The organism is Deminuibacter soli, assembly GCF_003412455.1.
Taxonomy (GTDB): domain Bacteria; phylum Bacteroidota; class Bacteroidia; order Chitinophagales; family Chitinophagaceae; genus Deminuibacter; species Deminuibacter soli.
Map to the genome: position 1 here is coordinate 751288 of NZ_QTJU01000001.1, position 26114 is coordinate 777401.

Consider the following 26114-nt stretch of genomic DNA (forward strand, 5'->3'; position numbering starts at 1 on the left):
CAACAAATGTAACAAAAGCTGGCAGCAGGCATTAACAAAAAACGGATTCAGCCGGTATAACCCGGCTGAATCCGTTTGCGCTTTAAACTGTTGCGTAAAGCTTAATATCCTCTTACATTCTTGCCATCCATGTAGTTGATGAAGGCCTTGTTCACCACGCGGTTGCCACCCGGTGTGGGGTAGTTACCGGTGAAGTACCAGTCGCCCAGGTTGGTGGGGCAGCTGTCGTGCAAATCTTCAATGGTCTGGTAAATTACCTGAACAGGAATGTCGATTTCTTTTGGTGTAATGAGTTCCGCAATTTTCAGCGAAATCTCTTCCGGCGTAAAAGGTTTGTACACGCCTTTTACAATGTTTTCGGTATGCAGCTGGTTGGTGCGTTGCAGCTCTTTGCACTGTTCGTACAATTTGTTCAGCTCAGCTTCCATACCTCTTTCCTTCAGCAGTTCAATGGCCGCGCGGAAGGCAATAAAATCACCCAGCTTGCTCATATCAATACCGTAACAATCGGGGTAGCGTATCTGCGGAGCAGAAGAAACCACGATAATTTTTTTCGGTTTCAAACGGGCCAGCATACGCACAATGCTTTCTTTTAAAGTAGTGCCGCGTACAATGGAATCGTCTATCACCACCAGGGTGTCTTCGTTTTTCTGAACGGTACCATAAGTAATATCGTACACGTGTTGCACCATTTCGTTGCGGCTGGCATCTTCTGTAATAAAGGTGCGCAGTTTCACATCCTTGATGGCGATTTTCTCCTGGCGTATTTTGCGGGTTACCATCTCCTGCAGCTTTTCTTCGGTAACATCGTTACCCCAGCTGAGTATGCGCTGAATTTTGATCTGGTTCAGGTAGTCTTCCATCCCTTTTACCAGGCCATAAAACGCTACTTCTGCGGTATTGGGAATATAGGAGAAAATGGTATTTTTTAAATCGTAGCTGATATCTTCCAGCACGCGTTTGCTGAGGTGGTAACCAAGTGCAATACGCTCGCGGTAAATTTTTTCATCACTGCCACGGCTGAAATAAATGCGTTCAAAGCTGCAGGCTCTTCTTTCTTTAGGCTCAAGTACCTGCTCAATAACATAGTCGCCGTTGCCTGAAACCACAAGTGCATTACCCGGCATTAATTCCAGCACTTCGTTTTCGCCCACATTAAAGCTGGTTCTGATAGCTGCTCTTTCACTGGCAGCCACAATTACTTCATCATCGATATAGTAATAGGCCGGGCGTATGCCATGTGCATCGCGCATAACAAAGCTGTCGCCATTGCCAATTAAACCGCCAATGGTGTAACCGCCGTCGAACAGCGGGGTGGCTTTTTTCAGCACATTTACCACGTTGGCCGCATTGGGTTGTTTGTCATCTTCTTTAGAAAGAAAATGATGCACTACTTCCATCATGGCAGCGAGGTCGCTCTGTTTCTGAAATTCACCCGGGTCAATATTAATCAGGTCAAACAGCTCTTCTGTATTTACCAGGTTAAAGTTCCCTGCCAATGCAAGGTTTTTACCCGGAAGCAGGTCGCGTTTAATAAACGGATGACAAAATTCAACATTGTTTTTGCCTTGTGTGCCGTACCGGAGATGGCCCAGCAGCAGTTCGCCCATAAAAGGCAGGTGGCCTTTCATTAAACCGGGGTGCTGTTTAATATCGGGCTGGTATTTCTCCAGCTCTTTCAATTCCTGGCCCAGTTTAAAAAAGATATCTGCAATGGGTTGCTGTGCATTGCTGCGCGTGCGGTACAGGAACGGATAACCCGGCTCAGTATTCAGTTTTACAGCTGCAATACCTGCACCATCCTGGCCGCGGTTGTGCTGCTTTTCCATGAGCAGGTACAACTTGTTGAGACCGTACATCACTGTTCCATACTTCTGCAAATAGTACGAGAAAGGTTTCCTGAGACGAATGAAGGCGAGCCCGCATTCATGTTTTATTTCATCACTCATGGTAGTAGAAAAAGAAGCCGCAAGGTACGACTAGCATTTAAATAAATACGCACTTTAACTTAAGATAAGTACAACACCAGCCGGTTCAGGACTTAGTGTTTCGCAGCAAGGCGTTCGCTCAGCCATAAAAACTCCGCAGTAAATGTGTCGATGGAACCGGTAAAGCTCTCGTCAACCAGTTTGCCGTCGGCAGCGAATTTTTGTTCAACCTGCGGCACTATCAACATATAAGGACTGGCAATACCAAATAAAGCGTTGATCAGCAGTTGCAATTGCTGGCTGGCGCGCATACCGCCCATTGGGCCAACCGAAGCGGTAACAATACCAAAGGTTTTGTGTACCTGCTTAGGAAAATGGTCAAACAGGTTTTTCATGGCCGGTGTGTAGCTGCCATTGAATTCGGGGGTTACAATAATAAACGCATCAGCTGCAAACATGCGGTGCGCAAGGTCTTTCAGGTTATCGGGTGCTTTATCGGGCGATACAAACACATGCTGTAACGCGGCGGGAATTTCATGCTCGCGCACGTCGATTAAGCCGATGTTGTGCTGGGTTTTCTGTGAAAAGTGCTGCTGCAGAAACAACGCAACACGGTTGGTTACGCTGGCTGCACGTGGACTACCAGATATGATTTCAATGTTCATATGTATATGTTATTTACTAATGTAAAGTTAAGTCTATCACGGTGCCGGTTAAAAACCAGCACAAATAAAAAAGCCGTTTGCTGTAAAACGGCTGTAAATTAGTGATTGATAGGTACTTCTATTAATAAAAGTTCTGTTCCTGCCGTCACCTCCAGGCTCACTTTGTCTGTGTCCCAGAAGCCCATTGCGTCTCTTGCCTGCAGGGTTTCACCGGCTGATTGTACGGACCCGCTGATCACGAAAACAAACACGCATTTATTTACGGGGTTAAAGCTGTAATCCAGCGTTTGAGCGGTTTCATAATAGCCAAGGCCCAGTTTGGCATTCTGGTTAATCCAGCAATGCGCCGCGCCCTCTTCATTGCTTACAACGGTTTGCAGGGTGTTTTTCCGTTTTTCGGGCGGGAAATGCCTGCGCTGGTAGCGCGGGTTGATATTTTGCAGTTTGGGTTCTATCCAGATCTGTAAAAAATTCACTTCCTCGTCGCCTACATTGTGTTCTTCGTGCCGCAGGCCCGAACCTGCACTCATAATCTGCACCCAGTCTTTCTCTACTACTTCTTCATAACCCAATGTGTCTTTGTGGCTCATTTTACCTTGCAGCATAATACTGATGATCTCCATATTGCTATGCGGATGGATGCCAAAACCGCCGCCTTTCGCTACAAAATCATCATTAAACGTGTGCAGTAAACCAAAACTCTTTTTTACCGGGTTTTGGTAAGAAGAGAAACTAAAAGAGAAATTACTTTTCAACCAGCCTATATCCTTCAGGCCCCTTGTGGAGGCCCGGTATACCACTGTTTCCATAACCTTGCTGTTTAATGGTTGCCTGTTCTGCTTTATTGGAAAGCATTTATCAAAATGCTGCTGACCCGGTTTGCCGGTTTTCCTTCGCTGCATTGCCTTTCCTTTTCACACTTGCACGTACCTCAACCCACTACCGGCAAACCGGGCAGCATACATTCTGAACATTTAAACAAAAACAACCTGTATGGCATTGCTGCCACACATTGGGGGTAATAATGCCTTAAGCCTGTTTAACAACCTGTATGTTCATGCTCAGTTTTACATCGTCAGACACCATTACGCTGCCTGTTTCAGTTACTGCATGCCAGGTAAGACCATATTCTTTCCTGCTGATTTTACCAGCGATTTCAAAGCCTGCTTTCACCTGACCATAAGGGTCGGTTACAGTACCATTGTAAGTAACGTCGAGGGTAACAGGTTTGGTTACATCGCGAATGGTTAAATCGCCGGTTAATGTAAATTCGTCACCGTCTTTTTCTACTTTGGTAGAAGTGAAAGTGAGTTTTGGGAATTTGTCGGCCGAAAAGAAATCATCAGATTTCAGGTGACCATCACGCTGTTCGTTGTTGGTGCTGATGCTGTTTACATCTGCAGAGAAATTGATTTTTGCATCAGAAAAATCTTCTTTGTCCGATTCCAGTGTGCCTTCGAATGAATTGAAACTACCGGTTACATTGCTGATCATCAGGTGTCTTACTTTAAAAGTAACTTCTGAGTGTGCTGCATCAATTTTAAACGTTGCCATGATTTTTATTTTTTTATAGGTAAATTCGTTAATAATTAAGATTGCTTATGCGGGCAATTGCATGGGTACATCCATCAGTAATATTTCTGCTTTTGCGCCGGCAGTGATGGTGAATGAATCTGTATCCCAGATACCCAGCGCATCGCGTTTGTTCAGTTGCTGACCGTTAACCTGTACAGACCCGTCAATTACGAACAGGTAAACGCCGTTGCCTTCTTTTTTAACCTGGTAATGCTGGGTATACCCGCCATCGAAATTGCCCAATGAAAACCAGGCATCCTGGTTAATCCAAACAGCACTGCTGTCATCGGGGGCCACAACTGTCTGCAGCTTATTTACCCTTTGGCCGGGTAAGTAGGTTTTCTGCTCATAACGCGGTTCAATCCCCTCTTGTTTAGGAAAAACCCAGATTTGAAGAAAATTAACCGGCTTATCGGCATTAGCGTTCATTTCGCTGTGTTGTATGCCGCTGCCCGCGCTCATAATCTGCACGTCGTTCGAACGGATAATGGCATGGCGGCCGGTGCTGTCTTTATGCTCAAGGTCACCGGAAAGCGGTATGCTGATGATCTCCATGTTTGCATGCGGGTGCGGTGGAAAACCGTAACCGCCCAGCACAATATCATCGTTAAGCACGCGCAACACGCCGAAGTGAATTTTATCGGGGTTGTGATAACCTGCAAAACTGAATGAGTGCCAGCTGTCGAGCCAGCCGTGGTTGGCATGGCCCCTGTCTGATGCTTTGTGAAGAATTGTTTTCATAATTTTTCTCCTTTTTTACAAATAGATGTATGTACATCTATTATTCTAAATTTTTTTAGTCCTTCCTGAACTGGTCCAATAAACTGTTTAACTGCTCCAGCTTTTCGTCGTCGAGACCACAAATTTCTTCGTGCAGTTTTTCGAGCAGGTTATTGGTTGTTTCCAGCATATTGATACCTGCCTGGGTAAGTATGATAACGGTTTCCCTTTTGTCTACAGCCGATGTGCTGCGCTTTACCAGTTTCTTTACCTCTAAACGGTCTATAATCCTTGGTATATTTGAGCTGCGCTCAATTGTACGGGATGCAATATCGCGTACGCACATATGCTCGGGATGCTTGCCTTTTAATATGCGCAGCACATTGTACTGCTCAGCTGTTAAACCGTATGCCTTTAAGCCGTCACTGATATGGCTTTTAACCAGGTAGGCAGTGTACATGATATTTACCACTGCTTTGTGTTTTTGATTTTTGAATCCCTGGGTTTGTATGGCATTTTCTATTTTCACAACACAAATGTATGTACATACATCTAATTTACCAAATTATCTTTGCCCGTACATTTTTGTAACTGTATTACAAGGAGTTGGGAACTTGTATGTGGGAGAAACATGGGAGGAATTGCAGTTGTTTGGTAAGTAAAAACGTTCGCCGGGGCGAACGTTTTTAAAATATCCTTTGTGTTATTTCTGTGTGGTTATGTTGTTGCTTTTTTCAGCAGCCTGCAGCCATTCGCCAAGATTGCTGCATTTGTTGTAATCCGGGTCTACGTTTACATAGTACGTAGAGATGTGTTCATCAAACCATTTCTTCATGGCTGCATCTTTTTTCTCGGCCAGGGCGCGGTTAGAAATGCGGTCGTAATCGTCTTTCATATTCTCGCGGTGCGGTGCTGTTTTATCGCGCAGGAACAGGATGCGAACAGCTTTACGGCCACGCTCGTCGGTGAATGATTGCGGCGTAGATATATCACCCGCTTTCAGGTCTTTCACAGCAGCCACCATGGCAGGGTCAAGCTGGTCGTAGGTAAGGTAGGTTGAACCATCCTGGCCCATAATAGCACCACCGCTGAATTTGCTGCCTTCGTCTTCACTTATTTTATTTACTGCTTCACCAAACTGCATACCGCCGCTTTTTATTTTGGTGCGGATGCTGTCGAGATATGCTACACCCAGTTTCACTTCGTCATCGGTGATTGGCGGAATGCGCAGGATGTGACGCACAACAGCATCATCCCCTGAGCGGCTAACCAGCTGAATAATATGGAAACCGAATTTTGATTTGATTACAGAAGAAATCTGCCCTTCACGCAAACGGAATGCAGTGGCCATAAACGTAGGGTCCCACATACCCTTGTCGCCGCGGTTGAGGGTGTACTGCCCGCCATTGTCTTTTGAACCCGGGTCATCTGAGTAGGTTTTTGCCATCTGCTCAAATGATTTACCGCCTGCTTCAATCTGGCGTTTGATGTCGTAGAGTTGTTTGGTTACATACTCATCCACATCTTTATTGGCTTTCGGGTAAATTACAATCTGGCTCAGTTCGAGCTGTGTTTCGTAGAACTTCAGGCTGTCTTTGGGTATTTTATCGTAATAAGTCTGTGTTTCTACAGGTGATATTTTGATGTTGTCGAGAATTTTGCGGCGCATCTGGTCGGCCAGGTTGCGTTCGCGGAACACGACGCGGAAATCTTCTTTCAGCTGGAATACGGTTTTGCCGGCAATTTCTTCGAGTGCTTCTTTGGTGCCGAAGCGCATGATAAAACCACGTACCTGGTTATCGAGCTGGGCTTCGATTTCATCATCGCTTACGGGAAGCGAATCTTTCTGTGCCTGTAATACCAGGGCTTTCTGGATCATCTGCGATTCGATCATTTCGCAGGAAGTAACTTCCATTTTAGCATCACCGCGTTTAATGTCGGCAATGGCATTGTCGATATCAGATTTCAGGATGATTTTGTCGCCGACCTGCGCCACAATTTTGTCGGCTACAATTTTCTGTGTCTGGGCATGCACTCCCAGGGAAGCAGCTACCAGCACTATAAACAGTGAAGTTTTTACACGCATAGAACGGAAATTGATTCAAAAATAACTGATTGCCCGTTGTTTTAACAGCTTTAAAGGGTTTTTAACAAAGCATTGTTCTGAGTATGAAACCCTTGCGGCAGGTGATGTTGTTTGCGGGTTAGCGAAAGCAAAAAGGCCGCCCGCTGCGGGACGGCCCTTGTGTATCTTACAGATGCTTAATTACAATGTACGTTTCACTTCTTCTTCTTCGAAGGCTTCTACTACGTCGCCCACTTTGAGGTCGTTGAAGTTTTTGATGGTTAAACCACATTCGTAACCTGCAGCCACTTCTTTCATATCATCTTTGAAGCGTTTCAGGCTGCCCAGTTCAGCATGTTGTCCTTCACCTTTGGGGTATTCAACGATACCGTCGCGGATGATACGGATTTTATTGTTACGGGCAATTTTGCCGTCGAGCACATAACAACCTGCCACTGTAGCTTTGTCGAATTTGTACACTTCGCGTACTTCCACATTCGCCACAATTTTTTCCTGGATCTTCGGTTCGAGCATGCCTTCCATCGCGCTCTTCACTTCTTCGATAGCCTGGTAGATGATGGAGTACAGTTTAATCTGCACGCCTTCTGTTTCTGCGAGCCTGTTAGCCTGCATGCTTGGGCGAACGTTAAAGCCGATAACGATGGCATCAGATGCGGTTGCGAGCAGCACATCACTTTCAGAGATCTGGCCAACCGCCTTGTGTACTACGCGTACGGCGATTTCTTCGGTACTGAGTTTCTGCAGTGAATCGCTCAGGGCTTCTACAGAACCGTCCACGTCACCTTTGATGATGATGTTGAGTTCTTTAAAGTTACCCAGGGCCAGGCGACGACCGATTTCATCGAGGGTGATGTGTTTGCGGGCGCGTAAGCCTTGTTCGCGTAATATCTGTGCGCGTTTGTTGGCGATTTCTTTGGCTTCAGATTCATCGGTGAACACCTTGAATTTCTCACCTGCCTGCGGAGCGCCGTTCAAACCCAGGATTTGTACGGGTGTGCTTGGCGCAACCTCGTCAACACGCTGGTTACGTTCGTTGAACATGGCTTTGATGCGGCCAAAGTATTGACCGGAAACCATCAGATCGCCCTGTTTGAGTGTACCATTCTGAACCAGCACGGTGGCTACATAACCGCGGCCTTTATCGAGCGAGGCTTCGATGATGGTACCGGAAGCTTCCCTGTTGGGGTTGGCTTTCAGGTTAAGCAGTTCTGATTCCAGCGCAATTTTTTCGAGCAGCAGATCTACATTCAAACCCTGTTTGGCAGAAAGCTGCTGGCTCTGGTATTTACCGCCCCATTCTTCTACCAGAATGTTCATCTGCGACAACTGTTCGTAAATTTTCTGTGCGTTGGCACCGTCTTTATCGATTTTGTTGATCGCGAAGATCATCGGCAGCTGGGCGGCCTGTGCGTGGCTGATGGCTTCTTTTGTCTGGGGCATCACCGCATCGTCGGCAGCGACTACGATAACCGCAACGTCGGCTGCTTTGGCACCACGTGCACGCATCGCGGTAAACGCTTCGTGACCGGGTGTATCGAGGAAGGTGATTTTTTTCTCGTTGGCAGTGGTTACCTGGTAGGCGCCGATGTGCTGGGTGATACCACCTGCTTCACCCGCTACCACGTTGGCACTGCGGATATAGTCGAGCAAAGATGTTTTACCGTGGTCAACGTGACCCATGATGGTAACAACCGGTGCGCGTGGCAGCTGGTTTTCTTCGCTGTCTTCTTCTTCTACGTCGTCTTCTTCAACATCGTCGAGGCCCATGAATTCAACTTCGTAACCGAACTCGCCGGCTACCAGTTCAATTACTTCGGCGTCGAGACGCTGGTTGATAGACACCATGATACCGAGGCTCATACATTTGCTGATAACTTCTGCGAAGCTCACATCCATTAAGTTGGCGAGCTCACTTACGGTAACAAATTCTGTTACCTGCAGTTTGTTATCATCGTTGCCTTCGCCCATGGCTTCGGCAGCTTCTTCGCGTTTTGCACGGCGGTATTTGGCTTTCAGGCTTTTACCACGGCCGCTGGCGCCAGCCAGTTTGGCCTGTGTTTGCCTGATTTTTTCCTGGATCTCCTTCTGGTTGATTTCTTTTTCTTCGCGGCGTTCACCTGGTTTGGTAACGGTAGGACGGTTAGGCCTGTTGGCATTACCGGGACGGTTATTACCCTGTCCGCTGCGGTTGGTGCTGTTGTTGCCACCACGGTTGAAACCACCCTGGCCTCCCTGGCCCTGGTGACCACCATGCTGACCTGGGCCGCCATGACCGCCCTGGTGCTGGCCACCGCCCGGCCTGTTCTGGCCCGGGGCGCCGCCACCGCGGTTAAAGTTGCCACCACCCTGCTGACCACCGGGACGCTGCTGGTTTCCGCCACCGCCCTGGTGCTGCTGGGTATTGTCGCCTTTTTTATCGATCGGAATGCGTTTGCGTTTGCGTTTTTCATCACGGTCGCGCGGTGCAACCTTAGGACGCGTATCGTTGTCGACCGGCAATTCAATTTTGCCGAGTATTTTAGGACCTTCTATTTTCTCTGCTTTGATATTTTCAATGCGTACTTCATCGTGTTCAGCAGCATCGGCTGTTGGGGCCGTAGTGTTGGCAACGGGTGCATGTACTGTTGGTGCGGTAACAGGCGGTTGTTCGCGCTGTACCTGCGGCGTGGCAACGGGTTGTTGCGGCTGCTGTTTGGGGGCTTCCTGTTTTTCGGCAACAGGAGGTGTTTGCTGAACCTGCTGCGGTTGTTCCGCAACAACTGGTTTTTCAGCAACGGGTGCGGGTTTGGTTTCCTGCACAGGAGCGGCTGGCGCTTCTTCTTTTTTCACAACCGGTTTTTCTTCCTCTTCGGTACGTTTCTCTACTTTTTTAGGACGGGTAGAAGAATCGATGGCCGACAGGTCGATTTTATCGAGGATTTTAGGACCTGCGATTTCTGGAGCCTGCACTTTTACAATGGCAGGTTCTTTTTCTGCTTCAACCTGTACAGGCTTCGGTTCAGGCTGGGCAACTGGTTCCTGTGCAACAGGCGCAACGGGTGTTACGGGCTGCTGTGCCACAGGTTTGGGTTCTTCTGCCACAACGGGTGGCGGAGGCGGTGTTTCCTTTACAGGAGAAGGTGGAGCCTGCTCTTCTGCGGGCTGTTCAGCTTTTTCGGTCTTCTCTTCTTTCACCACCACTTTCTTTTCATCTTTCCTGAAGACCTGTTCTTCTTCTTCTTTTTTGCGTTTTTCGCCCTGCATTCCCTTGGGAATTTCGATAAGATCGGCCTTGTTCTTGGCCACCTTATCGCCCTGAAATTCCTGTTGCAAAGCGCGGTACATAGGTTCGCTGAGCTTTGCAGTAGACTTCAGATCGTCTCTGTTAAATCCTTTGCCAACAAGGAATTCAACCAGGGTATCCTGGCCAACATTGAACTCCTTGGCAGCAGCCAACACTCTAGGTAATTTCAATTCAGACATTCAGTACTTTTTATGATAGGGTTCCCGATGCGGGAACCACGGATTCTGATTCAGTCAACGGTCATGAGCCATTGCGCCATGAAGCCTGTGACAAGATACGGGTGACGTATTGCGGCTGTATGACTGATGACTGACCAGACTATTCTTTTTCAAATTCTTCTTTCAAGATCCTTCTCAACTCAGCGATGGTTTCTTTTTCAAGATCGGTACGCCTTTCGAGTTCTTCTGTTGTGAGTTCAAGCACGCTGCGGGCGGTATCGCAACCAACGCGTTTGAGCTCTTCGATAATCCAGGGTTCGATTTCGTCTGTAAATTCTTCCAGGTCGATATCGAACTCTTCTTCTTCTCCTTCGCTTTCGCGGAACACATCAATGTCTAAACCAGTCAACTCACATGCCAGTTTAATATTCACCCCGCGGCGGCCAATTGCCAGTGAAACCTGGTCGGCTTTAAGGTAAACGTCAGCATGTTTGCGCTCGGTATCGAGTTCCATGTAGCTGATTTTGGCAGGAGTAAGGGAGCGCTGAATCAATAACTGCACATTGGCGGTGTAGTTGATAACATCGATATTTTCGTTTTTCAGTTCACGAACAATACCATGGATACGGCTGCCTTTCATACCAACGCAGGCACCTACGGGATCGATGCGGTCATCAAAACTTTCCACGGCCACTTTGGCTCTTTCGCCGGGTTCGCGAACGATTTTGCGGATTGTAATGAGGCCATCAAAAATCTCAGGAACCTCAATTTCCAGCAATTTAGCCAGAAATTCGGGACTTGTGCGACTAAGAATGATTACAGGCGTATTATTTTTCATATCAACCCTGCGAACCACCGCACGAACGTTCTCTCCTTTCTTGAAATAATCCTGCGGGATCTGTTCACTTTTGGGGAGAATGAGTTCATTGTTTTCCTCGTCGAGCAGCAGCACTTCTTTTTTCCAAACCTGGTAAACTTCTGCGCTGATGATATCGCCGATACGATCACTGTATTTTTTAACCAACACATTCTTTTTCAGGTCGCTGATACGGCTGGCCAGTGTTTGTTTGGCAGCCAGGATGGCGCGGCGTCCGAAGTCGAGAATGTCTACTTCCTGGTAAATTTCTTCGCCCACTTCAAAGTCGGGCTCAATTTTAACGGCATCACTATAGGCTATTTCGGCCAAAGGATCCATCACTTCTCCATCTTCCACGATCATCCTGCGGCGGATGATTTCCAGGTCACCTTTTTCAGCATTTACAATTACATCGAAGTTATCGTCGCTACCGAATTTTTTACGGAGCAAGGTTTTAAAAACATCTTCCACCACTTTCATCATGGTGGGGCGGTCTATATTTTCTGCATCTTTAAAATCCTGGAATGCTTCGATCAGGTTAATACTTGCCATAGCATGAGTTTTAATACCTTGCGCGCCGGAAGCCGGGTGTGTAGCCGTTTCCCGGGCGCTGAGAGTTAAAATTGTATTTGAACAATTGTTGCTTTAATGTTATCAAATGGTATTACCAGCTGCTGGGTAACTGCTTTTTTACCCTTGCCGGTAGTGTGTTCCAAAATAATATCCGATTCGGCCACCTCGAGCAGTTTGCCTTCTTTTTTAGTGCCGTCGTTAAACTGCACTTCAACCGGGCGGCCTATGTTTTTGAAATACTGGCGGTGCATTTTCAGGGGCTCGTCTACACCGGGTGAAGACACTTCGAGCGAGAATTCTCCTTCGGGATACATGCCGCTTTCTTCGATTAATTTATACAGTTGCCTGTTAAAATAAACGCATTTTTCAATGGGCATGCCTTTGTCACCGTCGATAAACACCTTCACGTTGTTGGTGGGCTTTATTTTCACAAACACCCTAAAATATTCAGGATCAGCCGCTAACAGCTGATCTACCAGTTGTTCTATTTGTTGTATTGCTGTTTCGTTCACCATACCTAAAAAGAGAAGGGAACGTCTTTCGTTCCCTTCTGTTTATTCTTTTTCCTGTGCAAATGTAATATAATTCGGCACAGGTTTCCAAAATTTTGTTGAAACTGTGCGCTGGCGGGGATTACGGGAATCGTGAGTTGTGAGTAGTGAGTTGTCAGTCGGTGCGAAGGGATGGTCGAAGCGGCCTGGGTTCAAATGTTCTCCGAAGGAGTTCTATGGACAATTTTTAGCTAAGACGCTTCACGGATGGGATAACCGGAGGGTTGTGTGGGGGACGGATTTGCCTGTGGGCGGCCTGCCAGGGATTGCGGGAAAGAAGTTTAAGTGCCTGGCGGTGGACGGATAGAGGGCTGTGCCGGGAGCTGTTTTTTGCAAGTAACGGTTAATCAATTGCAAAAATCAAGCTTCAATCATTTGCGGACATGGCTGTACACTGTACCTTTACAGGATGTTACGTTTCTTATTTCTACTGTTTGTGTTTTACCTGGTGTACAAGCTGGTGTTTGACCTGATTGTACCGGTATCTCGTGCCACTTCACAAGTGCGCAGCAAAATGCAGGAAATGCAGGATCTGCAGAATGCCCAGGTGCGTCAGCAACAGCAGCAGCAGGCTCAGGCTGCACAGCAAAGACAACAAGCTGCGCAGGCGCAACAGACGCACCAGCAACAGCCTTCCAAAGATGATTATCTTGATTTTGAAGAAATAAAGGACTAAACGAAACGCGTTATGCGTTTAGTGACCTGTTTCTATCCCCATATTGCGCCTGGTTTATAAATCCAGGTTGAGTACGGTTTCCGGATGCACCAGGTGTATGGTTTGCAGGCCCGCCGCTTTTGCCCCTTCTATATTTTTCAGCGTGTCGTCTATAAACACTGTTTCATCGGCCTCGAGCCCATGCAACTGCAGCAGTGCAGTAAACGATGCAGGATACGGCTTACGCAGTCCCAGTTCGTGTGAGTAATGCGCCTTGATGAAATAATCATCGAATGACTGGTTACTACCCGCAGCTTTGCGGAATACATCTGAGAAAAAATCGTAGTGAATTTTATTGGTATTCGAGTACAGGTAAACATTGTACTTATTGCGAATGGCATCGAGCCATTGCAGGCGATCGGCCGGGAAGTCGAGCAGCATGGCATTCCATGCGTCGCGGATCTGCTCATCGCTTACCTGTAAACCGGTTGTTTCGCGGAAGGACTGGTAAAAAGCTTCGGGCTGAATTTTGCCTGTTTCGAGTTGTTCGAACAAATCGTTGGCGTGGCTTTGGGCAAACAACTCCTGGAAGTTGGTAACGCCCATTTCAATGAAAGCCTTTTCTGTGGCGGGATAATCGAGGTTAAGAAATATTCCGCCCAGATCGAAGATGATGTTTTTGATTGTCTGCATAATTTCAAAAATAAGAAGGATGTGGATGCGCGTTGCAAATAAAAACCGCAATGGCACAAGCAAAGCCCTTAACCCAGGGGCATGCGTATCTCCCTACTGAATTTTATACTCAGTGAGTTCACTTACCTGTGCACCGGGCAGACCGGGCAAACTGCCGCTGCTTTTGATTTCTGTACGGATGATGCCGAGACCCGGCGCGCAGTAATAATCGGAAGTGATGGAGCCGTTTACAATAAGCACATTAAAAGAAGCGACCACACTGCTGTGTATTATGTTGGTGTATTGTTTGCCGTTGACTGTTTTGGTAAGGTTCTTTTCGAGGATGGTGGTTTTTACCTGTACCGGAATGGCCGTGCCGCTGTAGTTGATGTTGGTAGTGGTTGTCCAGCTGGTGCCTGTTGCCACAGAATCGTCGAGGTAATTGAGCGTAAAAGGAACATTGGTGTCGTCGATACTGAAGCTGGTGTGCAGGTAATATTTTGAAGCCAGTTTTGCATAGAACAACCTGGTATCTCCGCCCGGACCGCTGGAAGCAATGGCTTTGTAGGTGATATTATCGAACACCGCAGTGCTGTCGAGTACGGTTTGTGTATACACATCACCGGTTGCACTGTCTTTGTATTTCCAGTACGATCCTTTTGTGCCGGGCTGGTAGTCTGGCCTTGTTACAACAGGATCCGGAGCCGGTGAATCACTGTTTTTACTGCAGGAAACAAAAGCCACCATGCAAAGCAGTAATGCGGCACAATACTTCTTCCTCATTTTTGAAAGGTTAAACAGGTTATTAAAAGAACAGCAGCATTACAAAATGCGTGAATGCTGCTGTTGGTTATAAAAAAATGCGTGTGGTTAAAGAACGGAGTAATCAACCAGGTCTACATTGTTCTCGTAGCTCATATCAGGCAGTGCCGGCACACCGGGCAGGCTGGGCAGGTTGCTGAGCGATGCGCTTATCTGGCGCCTGATGATGCCGATGTTCTGGGCACTGTAATAATCTACCTGGCCAACTTTAATAGTGAAGCCGGCAAATGTTACGCTAATGGCAGAAGAAGTATGCACCACATTGTTATAGGTTTTTCCGCCCACTGAAAGCGTTAGTCCCTGGCCAACAAGCGTGGTTTTCACTTTGGCGGCGATACCCATTACGGAGCCCGAGGAAGCCCAGGTAGCACCGTTGGTGGCTGCAGCATTCAGGTATTTTACCGTGAGCTCAATGGAAACAGTGTCGAGTTTAAAGCTCAGGTGTTGGTAATAATCGTTGTTCCGGGTAGCCAGGTATTCCGGGAGCGTACCTGCATTACCTGCGTCGCTGAACACCTGGAACGCGATACCATCGAAACTGGCAGTTTGACCGGTTGCGGTGCTGATGTAAGTTTCACCGGAGGATTGCTCCTGGTATTTCCACCATGACTGGGCTGTATGTGGCAGGTAAATGCCGGGTGGCGGCGGGGTTACTGTGCTATCGGACGGATGCGTAGAATCTGCCGGTGTTTGACCATTACCGGTTCCTGTAGAATCGTGCGGCTGGCCGGGTTTGGTGGTATCGGGGTGACCGTTGGCCGAAGAATCGTGGGAGCCGGGTGGGTTTACCCCTGTGGAATCTGTATCGGTGGGTGGTACCGGTTTGGGATCGTAGGTTTTCTCGCAGGCAGTCCACATACAAATGCAAAAGGCTGCCACCAGGAGTAAAGGTATTGCTCTCATAAGTATTAGATAGTTGTATTTGCTTTAATAAGTTTAGGGTATCGCAAAAGCAGTCGCAATATAAGCAACAGCGCTATTTCCCTGTTTAAAATTTATGCATTTGTAACCCCGTATTATCAAATTAGCTTATTTTTATGGCCTGGCTTTTTACCTAAGTTGCTAAACACCACGCTATCACCTATGTACGAAAAACTACATGTTGCCATTGATATTGAAGGCACTGTTATACCGCATTTCACCAGCTTTGTGCTGAAACAATCATTCAATTCCCACCATTATTTTGAGCTGCATTTCAACAACGACACCCTTGGCATGCCGGGCATGGTAAGCCTTGACAAGTCGCGTGATTTCATTGGCAAAAACCTGGCCATTGAATTTGGCAGGGCTTCGGGCGCAGCGCAGCATTTTGTGGGGAAGATTACCCGTGTAGCTGTATCGCAGCGCCAGGGTTACCATGGCTCACTGGTCATCAGTGGCTACTCACCTACCATACTGCTCGACCGCGGAGCGGATGTGGGCTCGTACCTTGGCAAAGACCTTTCCGGCATCGTCAACAAACTTGCACAGGGGGTACCATCCAACGATTTAAACCTGCAGGTACAGCCGGCTTTCACAGATACCATTGATTACATTATACAATACCGCGAAAGCGATTTCAACTTTATCGTACGCCTTGCAGCAGAATACCATGAATGGTTTTTCTACGACGGCCTGAAACTGCATTTCGGCAAACCCGCGCAATTGCCGGAAGCTGCACTGGTATATGGGCGCGATGTAAAAGAGCTGCAATACGGTATTGGCATTACGCCGCTTAACAACCAGCAGTTTGCTTACCACTCCCCTGCCAATGAACTGTTACAGGCACAAAGCGGCAGGGGCAGCGCCAGCCAGCCTGACCAGGTGCATGCGCTGCAGGCATCGCGTGCAACATTTGGCACCCTGCACAGCGGCCCGGGCAGCATACGTTTAAGCACACCATCGGCTATTGCCACACATACCGATAATGAAGAGTTGTCGCGCATCAGCAGCCTGCTGAAAGTTACCGGCACCGGAGATAACCCGCAGGTACAGCTTGGCGGCATCGCAGCAATTTCAACCAGCCTGCGTACAGGCATCGGCGATTTTGCCACATCAGACATCGGTAAATTCCTGATCACTGCTGTTACGCACGAGATAGACGGCGTAGGGCATTACCTCAACCACTTTGAAGGCATTAATGCCGATTCGGAAAAACTGCCTGCCCCGGCCTACACCAAACCGCTGGCAGATATGCAGCTGGCACAGGTAACCGACAACCAGGACCCGCAGCAGCAGGGCCGCATTAAAGTGCAGTTTAAATGGCAGTGTAACAACAATGACACAACAGAGTGGCTGCGTGTATTAACACCAGACGGCGGCAACAGCGACCTGGTTAGCAAAAACAGGGGCTTTGTATTTATACCAGAAAAAGGCGACCAGGTACTGGTTGGTTTTGAAGAAGGCAATGTTGCACGCCCTTTTGTAATGGGCAGCCTGTTTCACGGCAATAACGGCGCAGGCGGCGGCACAGACAATATTACCAAGAGCATTACCACGCGCAGCGGCCACACCATTGAGCTGAACGATAACGGCAACACCGGCACACATATTATTATACGCGACCCGGGCGGCAACACCATACACCTGGATACACAGGGCAAAAACATCACCATTACCGCACCGGAAACCATGACCTTTAATGCGCGGAATGTAATTATCAATGCAGGGCAAACAGCTACCATCAACGCCGGTGAACACATCAACAACGTGGCAGGTAAAAACGTAAGCACAGCTGCAGGTGCCAACATCATGCACAATGCAGCGAAAGACCTTACGATGACAGCCACCAACATTATAGGCACGGCCGATGAAGCATTAACCCACAACGCAGCAAACATTACCAAGCGGGCCAACGAAATATTTGCCAGCAGCACCGAAGAAAACTTCCAGCTCTTCAGCAGCAAGCAGGTAGTAAACACCAGCGGAGAAAAAGGTAAATTGTTTTAACCTGCAAACCGTACCCTATGGGCAGAATAATTTTCAGGGCAAAAAAGCTCACCGAAACATCCAAGGCAGCCAGCTGGATAGCAGACAACGGCAACCTGCACCTGCAGGCCGATAAAGCCAATGTTATGCAAAAAGGCAATGAAGGTGTTCACCTGAAAATTGGTGATCCTCCAAAAGCCGATACGGCAGTACCGGAAGTGGCAGCTATTAAAATATCCACTCCACTCGATCAGGGCATTAACAACAGCGGCGCTGCTGTAAACGGCATGTTATTCGACCACCGTTATATATTCGAGGTAACCGCTTTTAAAAACGGCACTCCGCCTGCCAGCGAAAACCTGATTAAATGGGCCTATGCATACACTACTCCTGAAGGCCAGGTAATAAAAAACTGGTTGCAGGGCGCTTTTGGTAAAAAGATTATGCTGCACATTGCAGCACACGAAGCCTGCGGCACCCAGCTTACCATAAGCGCCTTTATTAAGCAGCCAGATAAAGGGGCCAGTATTACCACCTGGGTACACAACCGCTTTCGCTGGTTTCCACGCAACCAGCTGCAAACACAGATAAGTCAAACCCAGCAGGCGCCTGAAAAAATTGATCAGAACAGCACACCGCTGTGCGGCATAGCAGCATTGGGTTACCTGCTGGTAAAAGATGATGCAGCCGGTTATGCCAACCTGCTGCTTAACCTGCACAGGAAAGGAGAATACCTATACAAAACCTTCCTGGTAAAACCGCTGGATGAGCAACTGTACGATATGGTACCCGATACCGGCAAAAATCCCGGTTACCCGCACAATGCTGCCGGCCCCATGCGCATGGCCGACTGGCTGCTGCTTGCATCTGTAAAAAACAGCGAGGTAAAAGCCTATGAAGGCAAACAAGGCGAGGAATGGGATGGTATTACCTGGCCCTGGGATGTGCTGCCGCTGCTCAAAAAGCTGCTCAATTACCAAACAATCAACAACCAGGCACATTACATTGCACGCATTACTCCCTTTAGCAGGTATACCAGCAAAAAGCAAGACCTGCTGGATATGCAGGCTGCCCATGCTGCCGGCGAAAAAGTACTGATGCTGATTGATGCAGACATGCTCAGCAACAAGAATACTTACACCATTACCACTACCAGCTGGCACTGGATTGTATTTGAAGGTGATGCAACCGTAGACGATGCGGCAGAGACCTATACCTTTTCCTATTATTCGTGGGGACAAAAAAACAACAAGGCAGTATTCAGACAATCAGTGTTCAATTCTAATTTTTATGGCTTTATTTCCGGCAAATAAACGGTTGTTGCATGTGGCATTGCTATACCTGCTTGTCAATAGTACAGGCTGCCATTTGAAATTGTCGCCCGAAGAACTGGCTGCCGCAGCAGCGCAATGCAAACAGCAAACGCATTACCGAGACGGGTTCTATATCCTGTTCACCGGCCTTTCGGCATCACAGCTGAAAGCGGCTGTGCATATCAGTATTACAGACACAGCAGGCCAAACCGGCAATGCGAAAGCAGATACTCTTCACCGCATTATTATGGCAGATAGCAGTATGGCCGGCGAGCTGAAAGTAGATGCCGAATTTGATATGCACAGCGGCATGGTGATAACACTGGACAACCGGCCATTTACATTTACCCATTTTACAACAGCCCCTAAAATAGGCGTAACCGGCATGGGCAAAGAAACCATTGCAGGCTGTTACCTCGACAGCGCCAGCATTGACGGCCATTGGCAGAAATATAGCGGGTCATTCACCATTAACATAAAAGAGTATACGCCATGATGCCCCAACCCGTCCCGCTTCCACCTTTACCGGCAGCCGGTATGCCTGCTTGCACCTATGGTGTTATTATACGCATCAGCAACAACGGCAACGAACAACAGGTGCATTATGAAACACAACTCAACCTGCTGAAACGGTTGCCAGACAGCAGCCTGCTGTACCAGCTGAACCGCGGCCAGGTATATGTTAACCAGCAGGCTCCTTCCACTTTAATGGATCAGCTTGCAGATACCTGCGGAAAAGTGTTGTATCCATTGCAGGCAGTAACTACATTATCAGGCGATTTTTTTGCAGTTGCCAATACAGCAGCCATCGCTCAAAGATGGGAGGCCACGCAACAGCATATTCAGCAATATTACAATGGCAGCATTGCCGAAGACACCCTGCAATACATGCAGCGTGCTACCCAAAGCAATGCACATCTGTATGAATCGCTGCGGCAGGATTGGCTGATGGCCGTATATTTTGCCTGCTGGCGGCGCCAGCCCGGGCAAACAACACCTGTATACCTGCCGGTTATTCCCTACACTACCCCTGTTTGTTTTGCAGCAACTACCAGTTATATTCCACCCGGTAGCGACACACCCTATTTTACCATTGAGCAAACCGGCGAATATGCCGATGCAAGAAGTGCAGAAGACCTGGAACAGGAACGCCCTGCAGCATTCAGCCGGCTGCTGTATGGCAAACACACACCCGTTGCCGGCACCATGCATTACAACTGCCGCCTGTACGACGCTACCGGCATAGTGCAAAGCATTACCGGCGAAACAAGCATATCGCTGCCCGGCAGCGGCACTAAAACAATAAGCCTTGAAATGTACCATATGCCCGAACGTGACCAGCCTGCCCTGCAAACGGCAGCGCAGGAAGTACACAACGATAAGCCGTTAAAGCGGCGGTCCCTGTTTTCGCTTTTCAGGTAACCTAAAACGAAATTGTATGAGTGAAAAACACCTGGTATGCCAGGGCGCAGTTTGCCAGTGCAAGTTTGGCACAACGCCCGATAAACTGAAAGTAAAAAGCCAGCAAGGCTATTATGTAAATGATAAAGATGGCGCACAAAAGCCCATTGCCAATACCAAAGACATTGGCCAGCCCTTTGAGGCCAATACATTTGGCAGCTGCAAAAAAATGAACAACAACAGCTGCAAGCCCAACATAACAGCATGGAAGGATTTTTATGACCAGGTAACACTTCCCAACAACGGCAAGATTTTGCTGGAAAACAGTAAAGCTGTTTGTGCGGTTGCCGGCAGCCCGTGTATAGACATTACTTTTCACGGGCAAACTGCGGCGATTACAGCAGCACATGCACAAAAAGCCAACAACGATGTGCAAAGCCAGCTAAACCCGCTCATGAACGCCAAAGACGCCGGTGCCCAGCTGCTTGCTTTTAACCTTGCTGTGTAATAAACCTGTAAAACACCTGTTCATGGCTAACAACAACACCAACTCAAAAAAACTGATCATCGTTTACCCGCAGGAAAAGGTAAATGAAGCCGATCACGCCGTAGTGCTCGACCAGTCAGATACCATCAGCGCGCGCGTTGAAGCGCCTGCAGTAAAGGGGCCCGCACCACACAAGCCGGTCAATTACCAATGGATAGCGCGCATTTTTTCTACCCTAAAATTCACACATGGCGATAAGCACGAAGGCCTGTCAGGCTCGCGCATTTCAGTTAATTTTCCCAAAGCATACGAGGGCGGCGGCCTGGCCTGGCTGGAGCCGTTTGCCCCCGGCAACGAACCTACCGGAGTTGTACCGAACGGCTATTTTCTTTCTGCCAAAGGCAAACCAAAGATTGTTTCAGCCGAATGGCGCCAGTATGCAGACGACAATAACGGGCCTGTTATTACCAGCCAGACCAGACATTTCGGCCAGCGCGTACAGTTGCATATTTATACAGAAGCATTATACGGGCACCTGCTGCAGGTGTACCTGAAAGACCATGACCATTACCTGTTTGATGCAGATGACGACTTACCAGAATACGAAACGCAGCAGCCGAAGCCGGTCATCAAATCGTCTTTCTTTTCTGCTAAAGTGAATGTGTACAAGGCCATGCCCGACGAGCCGCAGGAAAAGGCCAACAATGATGATATTGTACCTGTTCAAAAAGCAATTCTGAATGTATATTTAGATGAAGCCTGGATTAGCAGCGCCGGCCACAACCTGGAGGTATACTGCCAGGTTACTGCAACAGAGGCCAATATTGCGCATACGCTTGACCAGAAGATATTGTACGTAAACGACCACCAGCAAGGCACCGATAACCGCGAATTGTCTAACCAGCCCGTAGTAGTGGGCGATATTCCTACCAGCCCTGCAGATTATTATCCCTGCCGCTACACGGCTGTTACCCTTACTACGCAAATGACCAACAATACCACCGGCAAGGATGAAGACAAAAAAGTGGATCTTTACCGTGAAAAGAAAACAAGCTTCAGGAATTTTGAAATAGTAGCCGGCCCGCAAAAGGGCGCCAAAACAGTCACCATTTCGCTGGAAGAACTTTCGGTAAACGATGCAGACTGCCGCGAAGCAAAAGGCAAAAAGCACAAGGGCCATACATTACAGCTAACCAGCTGGCCCGAAACGCAAACCAAAACAGTACCGCCTGCACAAAACAGGAAAGAAGAAAAAAGCAAGTGGTCTGTACAAACCACCCATGAAACCAGCCAAACAGGCGGCAAGCATTCCGAAACCACTGTAGCAGGCGCACCTGCTGCACTGGAAATACTTTCCTCCACCGATCAGCAGCTGAGTTTTAAAGCACGTTATTTATACGACCTGTCTCCTTTCCAGATTGGCCCTGTAAACGTGCACCCTATTTTCCGCTATTTCTGGCTGGGCAAACTGGCAGAAGGCAAGCCTTATGTAATTGCTGCCAACACCTGCCGTCACAGGCACAATTTCAGCGTTATCACCTATCCCGATGTAAAATGGAAACTCGCATTTGAATACGCTTTTCCCAAATCAAAGATCACGGCCATAAGCACAGCCACTTACCGCAACCCACCCGAAAAAAAATGGGAAAAGGTGGGCGACAGTGAAATGTCGCTGTCGCTGGAAGCAGAGTGGGATGGCCAGCAAAAACTCAATCTCACCAAAGACCTGAAAGATTCGTTACAGAAAAAACTGGAGCGGCTGGAGAAGCTGATTGTATTGCTGGAGCATACCTTTGAAGGCAAGGAAAACAATAGCACCAGCCAGCCTGTTGACCCGCGGCACCAGCAAATTTTAAACGAGGCCAGGCAAAAGTTCAACCACGCCAATACAGAAAGGGAGCGACAGGAAAAAGATGCCCAAAAACTACGCGATTATTTCAACAGCCGTTCAGCGCAACTGAAAAACGCAACACCCGGCAGCAGGGACTACAAAGAACAGGAACGGCAGCTTACATTGCTGCAGCGCAAAATGGACAAGGATTTTCCCAAGCTCAAGCGCGATGTGTTAGGTATTGAAATCATCAAACCCAGCCTGTCTGCCTCATTCAGCTGGGGCCGGGCAGATACCAATATTGGTCAACGTGACGATTTACTCAACCGCACCGGCATTTTGCTGGAAGGCAGCTTTGAAGCCAAACCCCTGATCGGCATTTCTGCCTTTCTCGATTTCCTGGGGTTGCTGCAGCGGGCGCATCCCATTGCATTGGCAGTAATTGCAGTGGCCGACTTATCGTTACGGCTGATTGGCGATGGCAGCAGCATTACCTGCGAACTGCGGGGTACCGGCCAGCTGGGCGGCAAGCTGCAGGGATTTCTGAACACACTTACAAAAAAAAATTCTTTCAATATAAAAGACCAGAAATCCAACGATAAAAAAGCAGTTGAACTAACAGGTGACCTCAGCTTTGGACTTAAAATCTCTATCCGCCTGCAGATGGAAAAACGTGTAATAGGCGCCCGCGTGGTTGGTGAAGCATCCGTTAGTACAGAAGCCAAAGCCAAATGGTCGGCCCGCGCATTCCTGGATGCAGAAGAGAAGGGCTACTTTATAAATGTACTCGGCAAATTTGATGGCCTGGAAATTGTTGCGGAGGGAACCATTAAAGGTAGAATTGAGAGCGGCGACGGCGATATTTACGGCAGTGTAAGCGAATCGGCCCAGGTAAAATACCAGGCCATTGACAAGCAACCGGAAAAACAGCTGTTTACGATCCACATTAACAATCAATCGTAAGGAATATGAGACATCAGTTGCTTTTTTTCTTTATCCTGTGTTCATTGATTTCTTGTGCCCAAAAAAACACCACTTACATGAAACAAACGGTAGACACCCTGCTTGGAAACCTCGATCAAAAAGTGCGCGCCTATGACCAGCGTGTAAACTATCATGCAGATATACATGTTGGCGGCTGCAATTTTGAATTCCTGGTAAATGATATTCCCGTATTGCAGCATTTTGGCAATGCCAATGGTACCATACAAACCAGTGCCCCTATCAATACCGCCATCCTGCAACCGGGTCCGCAACAATATAAATTGATCTTGTACCCGCCTGCAGGCCAGGAAGCCAGGGGCCTGTCTGAAAATATTGAAACCGAAATTACCATAGAGGCCCTGCGTTTCAGGGAAGGCGGCACAGACCGTGTATACCCGGACACAGCTATTATAACGCCCATGAAAAAAATCAACGCAGCGGGCGACAGCATATTTGCCGATGCCGGGAAACCTGTTGCTGTTTACCAGGGCAGCTTTACCGCCAGGGTGCCCTACCAGCTGCAAGGCTGGCACAACAGCCAGGACCTCCGGAAAACCGACAGCAGCAGGCTGGCTGCAGAAGTAGTGGCATTTTACCAGCAAACAGCGGAAGAAATTGGCCAGGGGCAGCTTGACAAACTGGCCGGCAGCCTTGAGAAAAGTGAAACAGAAATTGCCCAGGCCCTTTTTTACGGGAAGGCAGAAGCCGCTGATTTTCTCCATACCTTTTATGCCTCGTATGGCAGGCCCGACCTGCATGTTCAGCCTTTGGAGCATTATAAAATGTGCATCTACGGAGACGGCAAACTGGTAACCCTGCAACGCACCGATGTAAAAGGTAAAACACCATTGTGGGCCAAATACAAAGAAGGCGATACACCCAAATACTTTGCCTATACGCTTTACCTGCACAAACCACAGGGCAGCAACCGGCTGGAAGTAATACGGTAATAATTCGCTTATGAAACAAACCAACCTGTTTCGCGCTGCAGCATTAATACCGGGTAGTAGCAACAAGCAATTCACCTGAATATGGCTGCAAGAAAAAAAAGCACTGTTTGCGTGATTTAAGCGAGATTTTCTTATTTTTGCCTCCCTTCCACCGGAAGGCAGTCATAATAAACCAGTTATGATTGACAAACATCTTGTAAAAGATGCGGGCCTATAGCTCAGTTGGTTAGAGCACCTGACTCATAATCAGGGGGTCCCAGGATCATGCCCTGGTGGGCCCACAAGGCTGAAATGCTTTACTGATAAAGGTTTCAGCCTTATTTTTTCTCTTTTTACTCTTTATTACCGAGCGGCATTTTGCTTAAACGTTAACAAAAACGCTAACAAAAATGCTACGCCTCCCCAACAATTGCCGAGCTGGCAAAATGAGTGTTTTTCCAAAAAATTGGAAGACCCTAAAGGCTTCGACTAAATCTCACTGGTACATTTCCTATCGTTTTTACGATGATAACCTGAAGAAAAATAAGCAGGTTGTGATCAAAGGAATGAACGTGTATTCCGAATTGCCAGCTCGGCAACAAATAACTCAGGAGTTCCTGGATGATGAAATTAAAAGGCTACAGCAGGGCCTAAACCGGATAACAGACAAATACGTTGAACCGGTGCTTCCGGCAGATGAAATACCAGAGCTTGAACCTCAGTTAGAGGAAGACCTAACTGAACACACTCCTTTTATCTCAGCTCTTTATTTTGCCTTGCCACAAGTAAAGTGTGTTCGTTCCACCCAGATTGATATCGAAAGTGTGCTGAAGTATGTCCGTATTTCGGCCATGATTCTGGGGATCGCAGATATGCCGATTAGCCAGGTTAAGCGAAAGCACATTGTGAAGATTTTCGAAAAAACGAAAGAGATGAAACTGGCCATTCGAAGAAAACTGCAGGCGGAAAGCCCTGGCAATACCATAAAAGAGAACTGGACCGCAAATACATTCAATTACTACCGGGCCCACCTTTCGATGGTATTTAAGCGCCTTTTTAAAATAGAGGTAATTGAAACTAATGTGGTTGAAGGGATAGATAAAGAAAAAGCGGTTGAGAAAATCAGGGAGACGCTTAGCAAGGAACAGCGACGAATTATTAACGGATATCTGCGAGAATGCCACCCGAGCTTTTGGCGCTTCCTTCAGGTTTTTTTCCATTCAGGTGCCAGGATAAAGGAGGTTTTGAACGTAAGGAGATGCGATGTAGATCTCGACAGGCAGCGCTTTAAAATAACGGTACTTAAGGGGCAAACCTACCGGGAAGAATGGTGTGTGATAAAAGATATTATTCTTCCGCTGTGGGAAGAAGCCTATAACGAAACTGCTGATGAACAATATCTTTTCAGTGAGGGTCTTATTGCTGGCAACCATGCAATTCGCCGGGAGCAGATAACACGACGCTGGCGCCGGCACATAAAAAACCGTTTCAATATCACGGCAGACTTTTACTCCTTAAAGGCAAGCAACCTGGATGAGATCGCTGCTGAAATGGACGCCCGCGCAGCACAAGAAGCAGCTCGCCATGCAACACTTGCGGTTACTAAAAAGCATTATCTACCTGGTGAAGGGGAGCGAGAAAAGGAACGAATCAGAAGTGTAAACAATGCTTTTGCATAACAGAGGAGCGATTAAAATAAGTGGCTTCTGTTCGGTTAA

22 protein-coding genes and 1 tRNA gene are annotated in these 26114 nt (G+C 47.8%); 10 read left to right on the plus strand and 13 right to left on the minus strand.

The annotated features are described in order from the left end of the window. Positions 1-101: 101 nt before the first annotated feature. The 10 genes from DXN05_RS03180 to DXN05_RS03230 form a co-directional block, all read right to left on the minus strand. Positions 102-1949 (minus strand): amidophosphoribosyltransferase, encoded by a 1848-nt coding sequence (locus DXN05_RS03180; protein WP_116845745.1) that lies wholly within the window; start codon positions 1947-1949, stop codon positions 102-104. 92 nt (positions 1950-2041) lie between these two features. Then, a complete protein-coding gene (locus DXN05_RS03185; protein WP_116845746.1) occupies positions 2042-2593 on the minus strand; it encodes an NADPH-dependent FMN reductase in 552 nt (183 codons plus the stop codon). 98 nt (positions 2594-2691) lie between these two features. Beyond that, positions 2692-3402: a pirin family protein gene (locus tag DXN05_RS03190; protein WP_116845747.1), complete on the minus strand. Its 711-nt coding sequence runs from the start codon at positions 3400-3402 to the stop codon at positions 2692-2694. 220 nt (positions 3403-3622) lie between these two features. Next, positions 3623-4147, minus strand: coding sequence for a YceI family protein (locus DXN05_RS03200; protein ID WP_116845749.1), 525 nt, complete (start codon positions 4145-4147; stop codon positions 3623-3625). Positions 4148-4192: 45 nt separating this feature from the next. After that, positions 4193-4909, minus strand: a complete 717-nt coding sequence (locus DXN05_RS03205; protein WP_116845750.1) for a pirin family protein — start codon at positions 4907-4909, stop codon at positions 4193-4195. A gap of 55 nt (positions 4910-4964) precedes the next feature. Continuing rightward, positions 4965-5417 carry a MarR family winged helix-turn-helix transcriptional regulator gene (locus DXN05_RS03210; protein WP_116845751.1) on the minus strand — a complete coding sequence of 151 codons (453 nt, stop codon included), beginning with the start codon at positions 5415-5417 and terminating at the stop codon, positions 4965-4967. 174 nt (positions 5418-5591) lie between these two features. Next, positions 5592-6974 (minus strand): peptidylprolyl isomerase, encoded by a 1383-nt coding sequence (locus tag DXN05_RS03215; RefSeq protein ID WP_116845752.1) that lies wholly within the window; start codon positions 6972-6974, stop codon positions 5592-5594. Between the two features lie 180 nt (positions 6975-7154). Further along, the gene (gene infB / locus DXN05_RS03220; RefSeq protein ID WP_116845753.1) at positions 7155-10436 is read right to left on the minus strand and encodes a translation initiation factor IF-2; all 3282 of its coding nucleotides are present in this window, start codon (positions 10434-10436) and stop codon (positions 7155-7157) included. A 139-nt stretch (positions 10437-10575) separates the two neighbouring features. After that, positions 10576-11823 carry a transcription termination factor NusA gene (gene nusA / locus DXN05_RS03225; protein WP_116845754.1) on the minus strand — a complete coding sequence of 416 codons (1248 nt, stop codon included), beginning with the start codon at positions 11821-11823 and terminating at the stop codon, positions 10576-10578. A 65-nt stretch (positions 11824-11888) separates the two neighbouring features. Further along, a complete protein-coding gene (locus DXN05_RS03230) occupies positions 11889-12359 on the minus strand; it encodes an LSm family protein (protein ID WP_116845755.1) in 471 nt (156 codons plus the stop codon). Positions 12360-12804: 445 nt separating this feature from the next. On the opposite strand from DXN05_RS03230, the gene DXN05_RS03240 reads away from it, so the two are divergent. Further along, positions 12805-13071: a DUF4834 family protein gene (locus DXN05_RS03240; protein WP_116845757.1), complete on the plus strand. Its 267-nt coding sequence runs from the start codon at positions 12805-12807 to the stop codon at positions 13069-13071. A 54-nt stretch (positions 13072-13125) separates the two neighbouring features. Here DXN05_RS03240 and DXN05_RS03245 read toward each other — a convergent pair whose 3' ends face one another. From DXN05_RS03245 to DXN05_RS03255, 3 genes are all read right to left on the minus strand, one after another. After that, the gene (locus tag DXN05_RS03245; protein ID WP_116845758.1) at positions 13126-13743 is read right to left on the minus strand and encodes an HAD family hydrolase; all 618 of its coding nucleotides are present in this window, start codon (positions 13741-13743) and stop codon (positions 13126-13128) included. A gap of 93 nt (positions 13744-13836) precedes the next feature. Next, positions 13837-14505 carry a hypothetical protein gene (locus DXN05_RS03250; RefSeq protein WP_147313818.1) on the minus strand — a complete coding sequence of 223 codons (669 nt, stop codon included), beginning with the start codon at positions 14503-14505 and terminating at the stop codon, positions 13837-13839. Between the two features lie 87 nt (positions 14506-14592). Further along, positions 14593-15447, minus strand: a complete 855-nt coding sequence (locus tag DXN05_RS03255; RefSeq protein WP_147313819.1) for a hypothetical protein — start codon at positions 15445-15447, stop codon at positions 14593-14595. A gap of 180 nt (positions 15448-15627) precedes the next feature. On the opposite strand from DXN05_RS03255, the gene DXN05_RS03260 reads away from it, so the two are divergent. The 9 genes from DXN05_RS03260 to DXN05_RS03300 all read left to right on the plus strand — a co-directional run bounded on the left by DXN05_RS03260 (position 15628) and on the right by DXN05_RS03300 (position 26075). Beyond that, complete coding sequence (locus DXN05_RS03260; RefSeq protein ID WP_116845761.1) at positions 15628-17472, plus strand: type VI secretion system Vgr family protein; 1845 nt, start codon at positions 15628-15630, stop codon at positions 17470-17472. A 17-nt stretch (positions 17473-17489) separates the two neighbouring features. Further along, positions 17490-18764, plus strand: a complete 1275-nt coding sequence (locus DXN05_RS03265; RefSeq protein WP_116845762.1) for a hypothetical protein — start codon at positions 17490-17492, stop codon at positions 18762-18764. Next, on the plus strand, positions 18742-19260 hold the full coding sequence (locus tag DXN05_RS03270; protein WP_116845763.1) for a hypothetical protein: 519 nt from the start codon (positions 18742-18744) through the stop codon (positions 19258-19260). Before DXN05_RS03265 ends, DXN05_RS03270 begins: the two co-directional genes overlap by 23 nt. Further along, positions 19257-20186: a hypothetical protein gene (locus tag DXN05_RS03275; RefSeq protein WP_116845764.1), complete on the plus strand. Its 930-nt coding sequence runs from the start codon at positions 19257-19259 to the stop codon at positions 20184-20186. Before DXN05_RS03270 ends, DXN05_RS03275 begins: the two co-directional genes overlap by 4 nt. A 16-nt stretch (positions 20187-20202) precedes the next feature. After that, positions 20203-20673 carry a DUF4280 domain-containing protein gene (locus DXN05_RS03280; RefSeq protein ID WP_116845765.1) on the plus strand — a complete coding sequence of 157 codons (471 nt, stop codon included), beginning with the start codon at positions 20203-20205 and terminating at the stop codon, positions 20671-20673. A 22-nt stretch (positions 20674-20695) separates the two neighbouring features. Then, positions 20696-23446, plus strand: a complete 2751-nt coding sequence (locus DXN05_RS03285) for a hypothetical protein (RefSeq protein ID WP_116845766.1) — start codon at positions 20696-20698, stop codon at positions 23444-23446. 77 nt (positions 23447-23523) lie between these two features. Next, positions 23524-24417 (plus strand): hypothetical protein, encoded by an 894-nt coding sequence (locus DXN05_RS03290; RefSeq protein ID WP_116845767.1) that lies wholly within the window; start codon positions 23524-23526, stop codon positions 24415-24417. 207 nt (positions 24418-24624) lie between these two features. Continuing rightward, a tRNA-Ile gene (locus DXN05_RS03295) sits at positions 24625-24698 on the plus strand. Positions 24699-24806: 108 nt separating this feature from the next. Beyond that, positions 24807-26075, plus strand: coding sequence for a tyrosine-type recombinase/integrase (locus DXN05_RS03300; protein ID WP_116845768.1), 1269 nt, complete (start codon positions 24807-24809; stop codon positions 26073-26075). Positions 26076-26114: the final 39 nt, after the last annotated feature.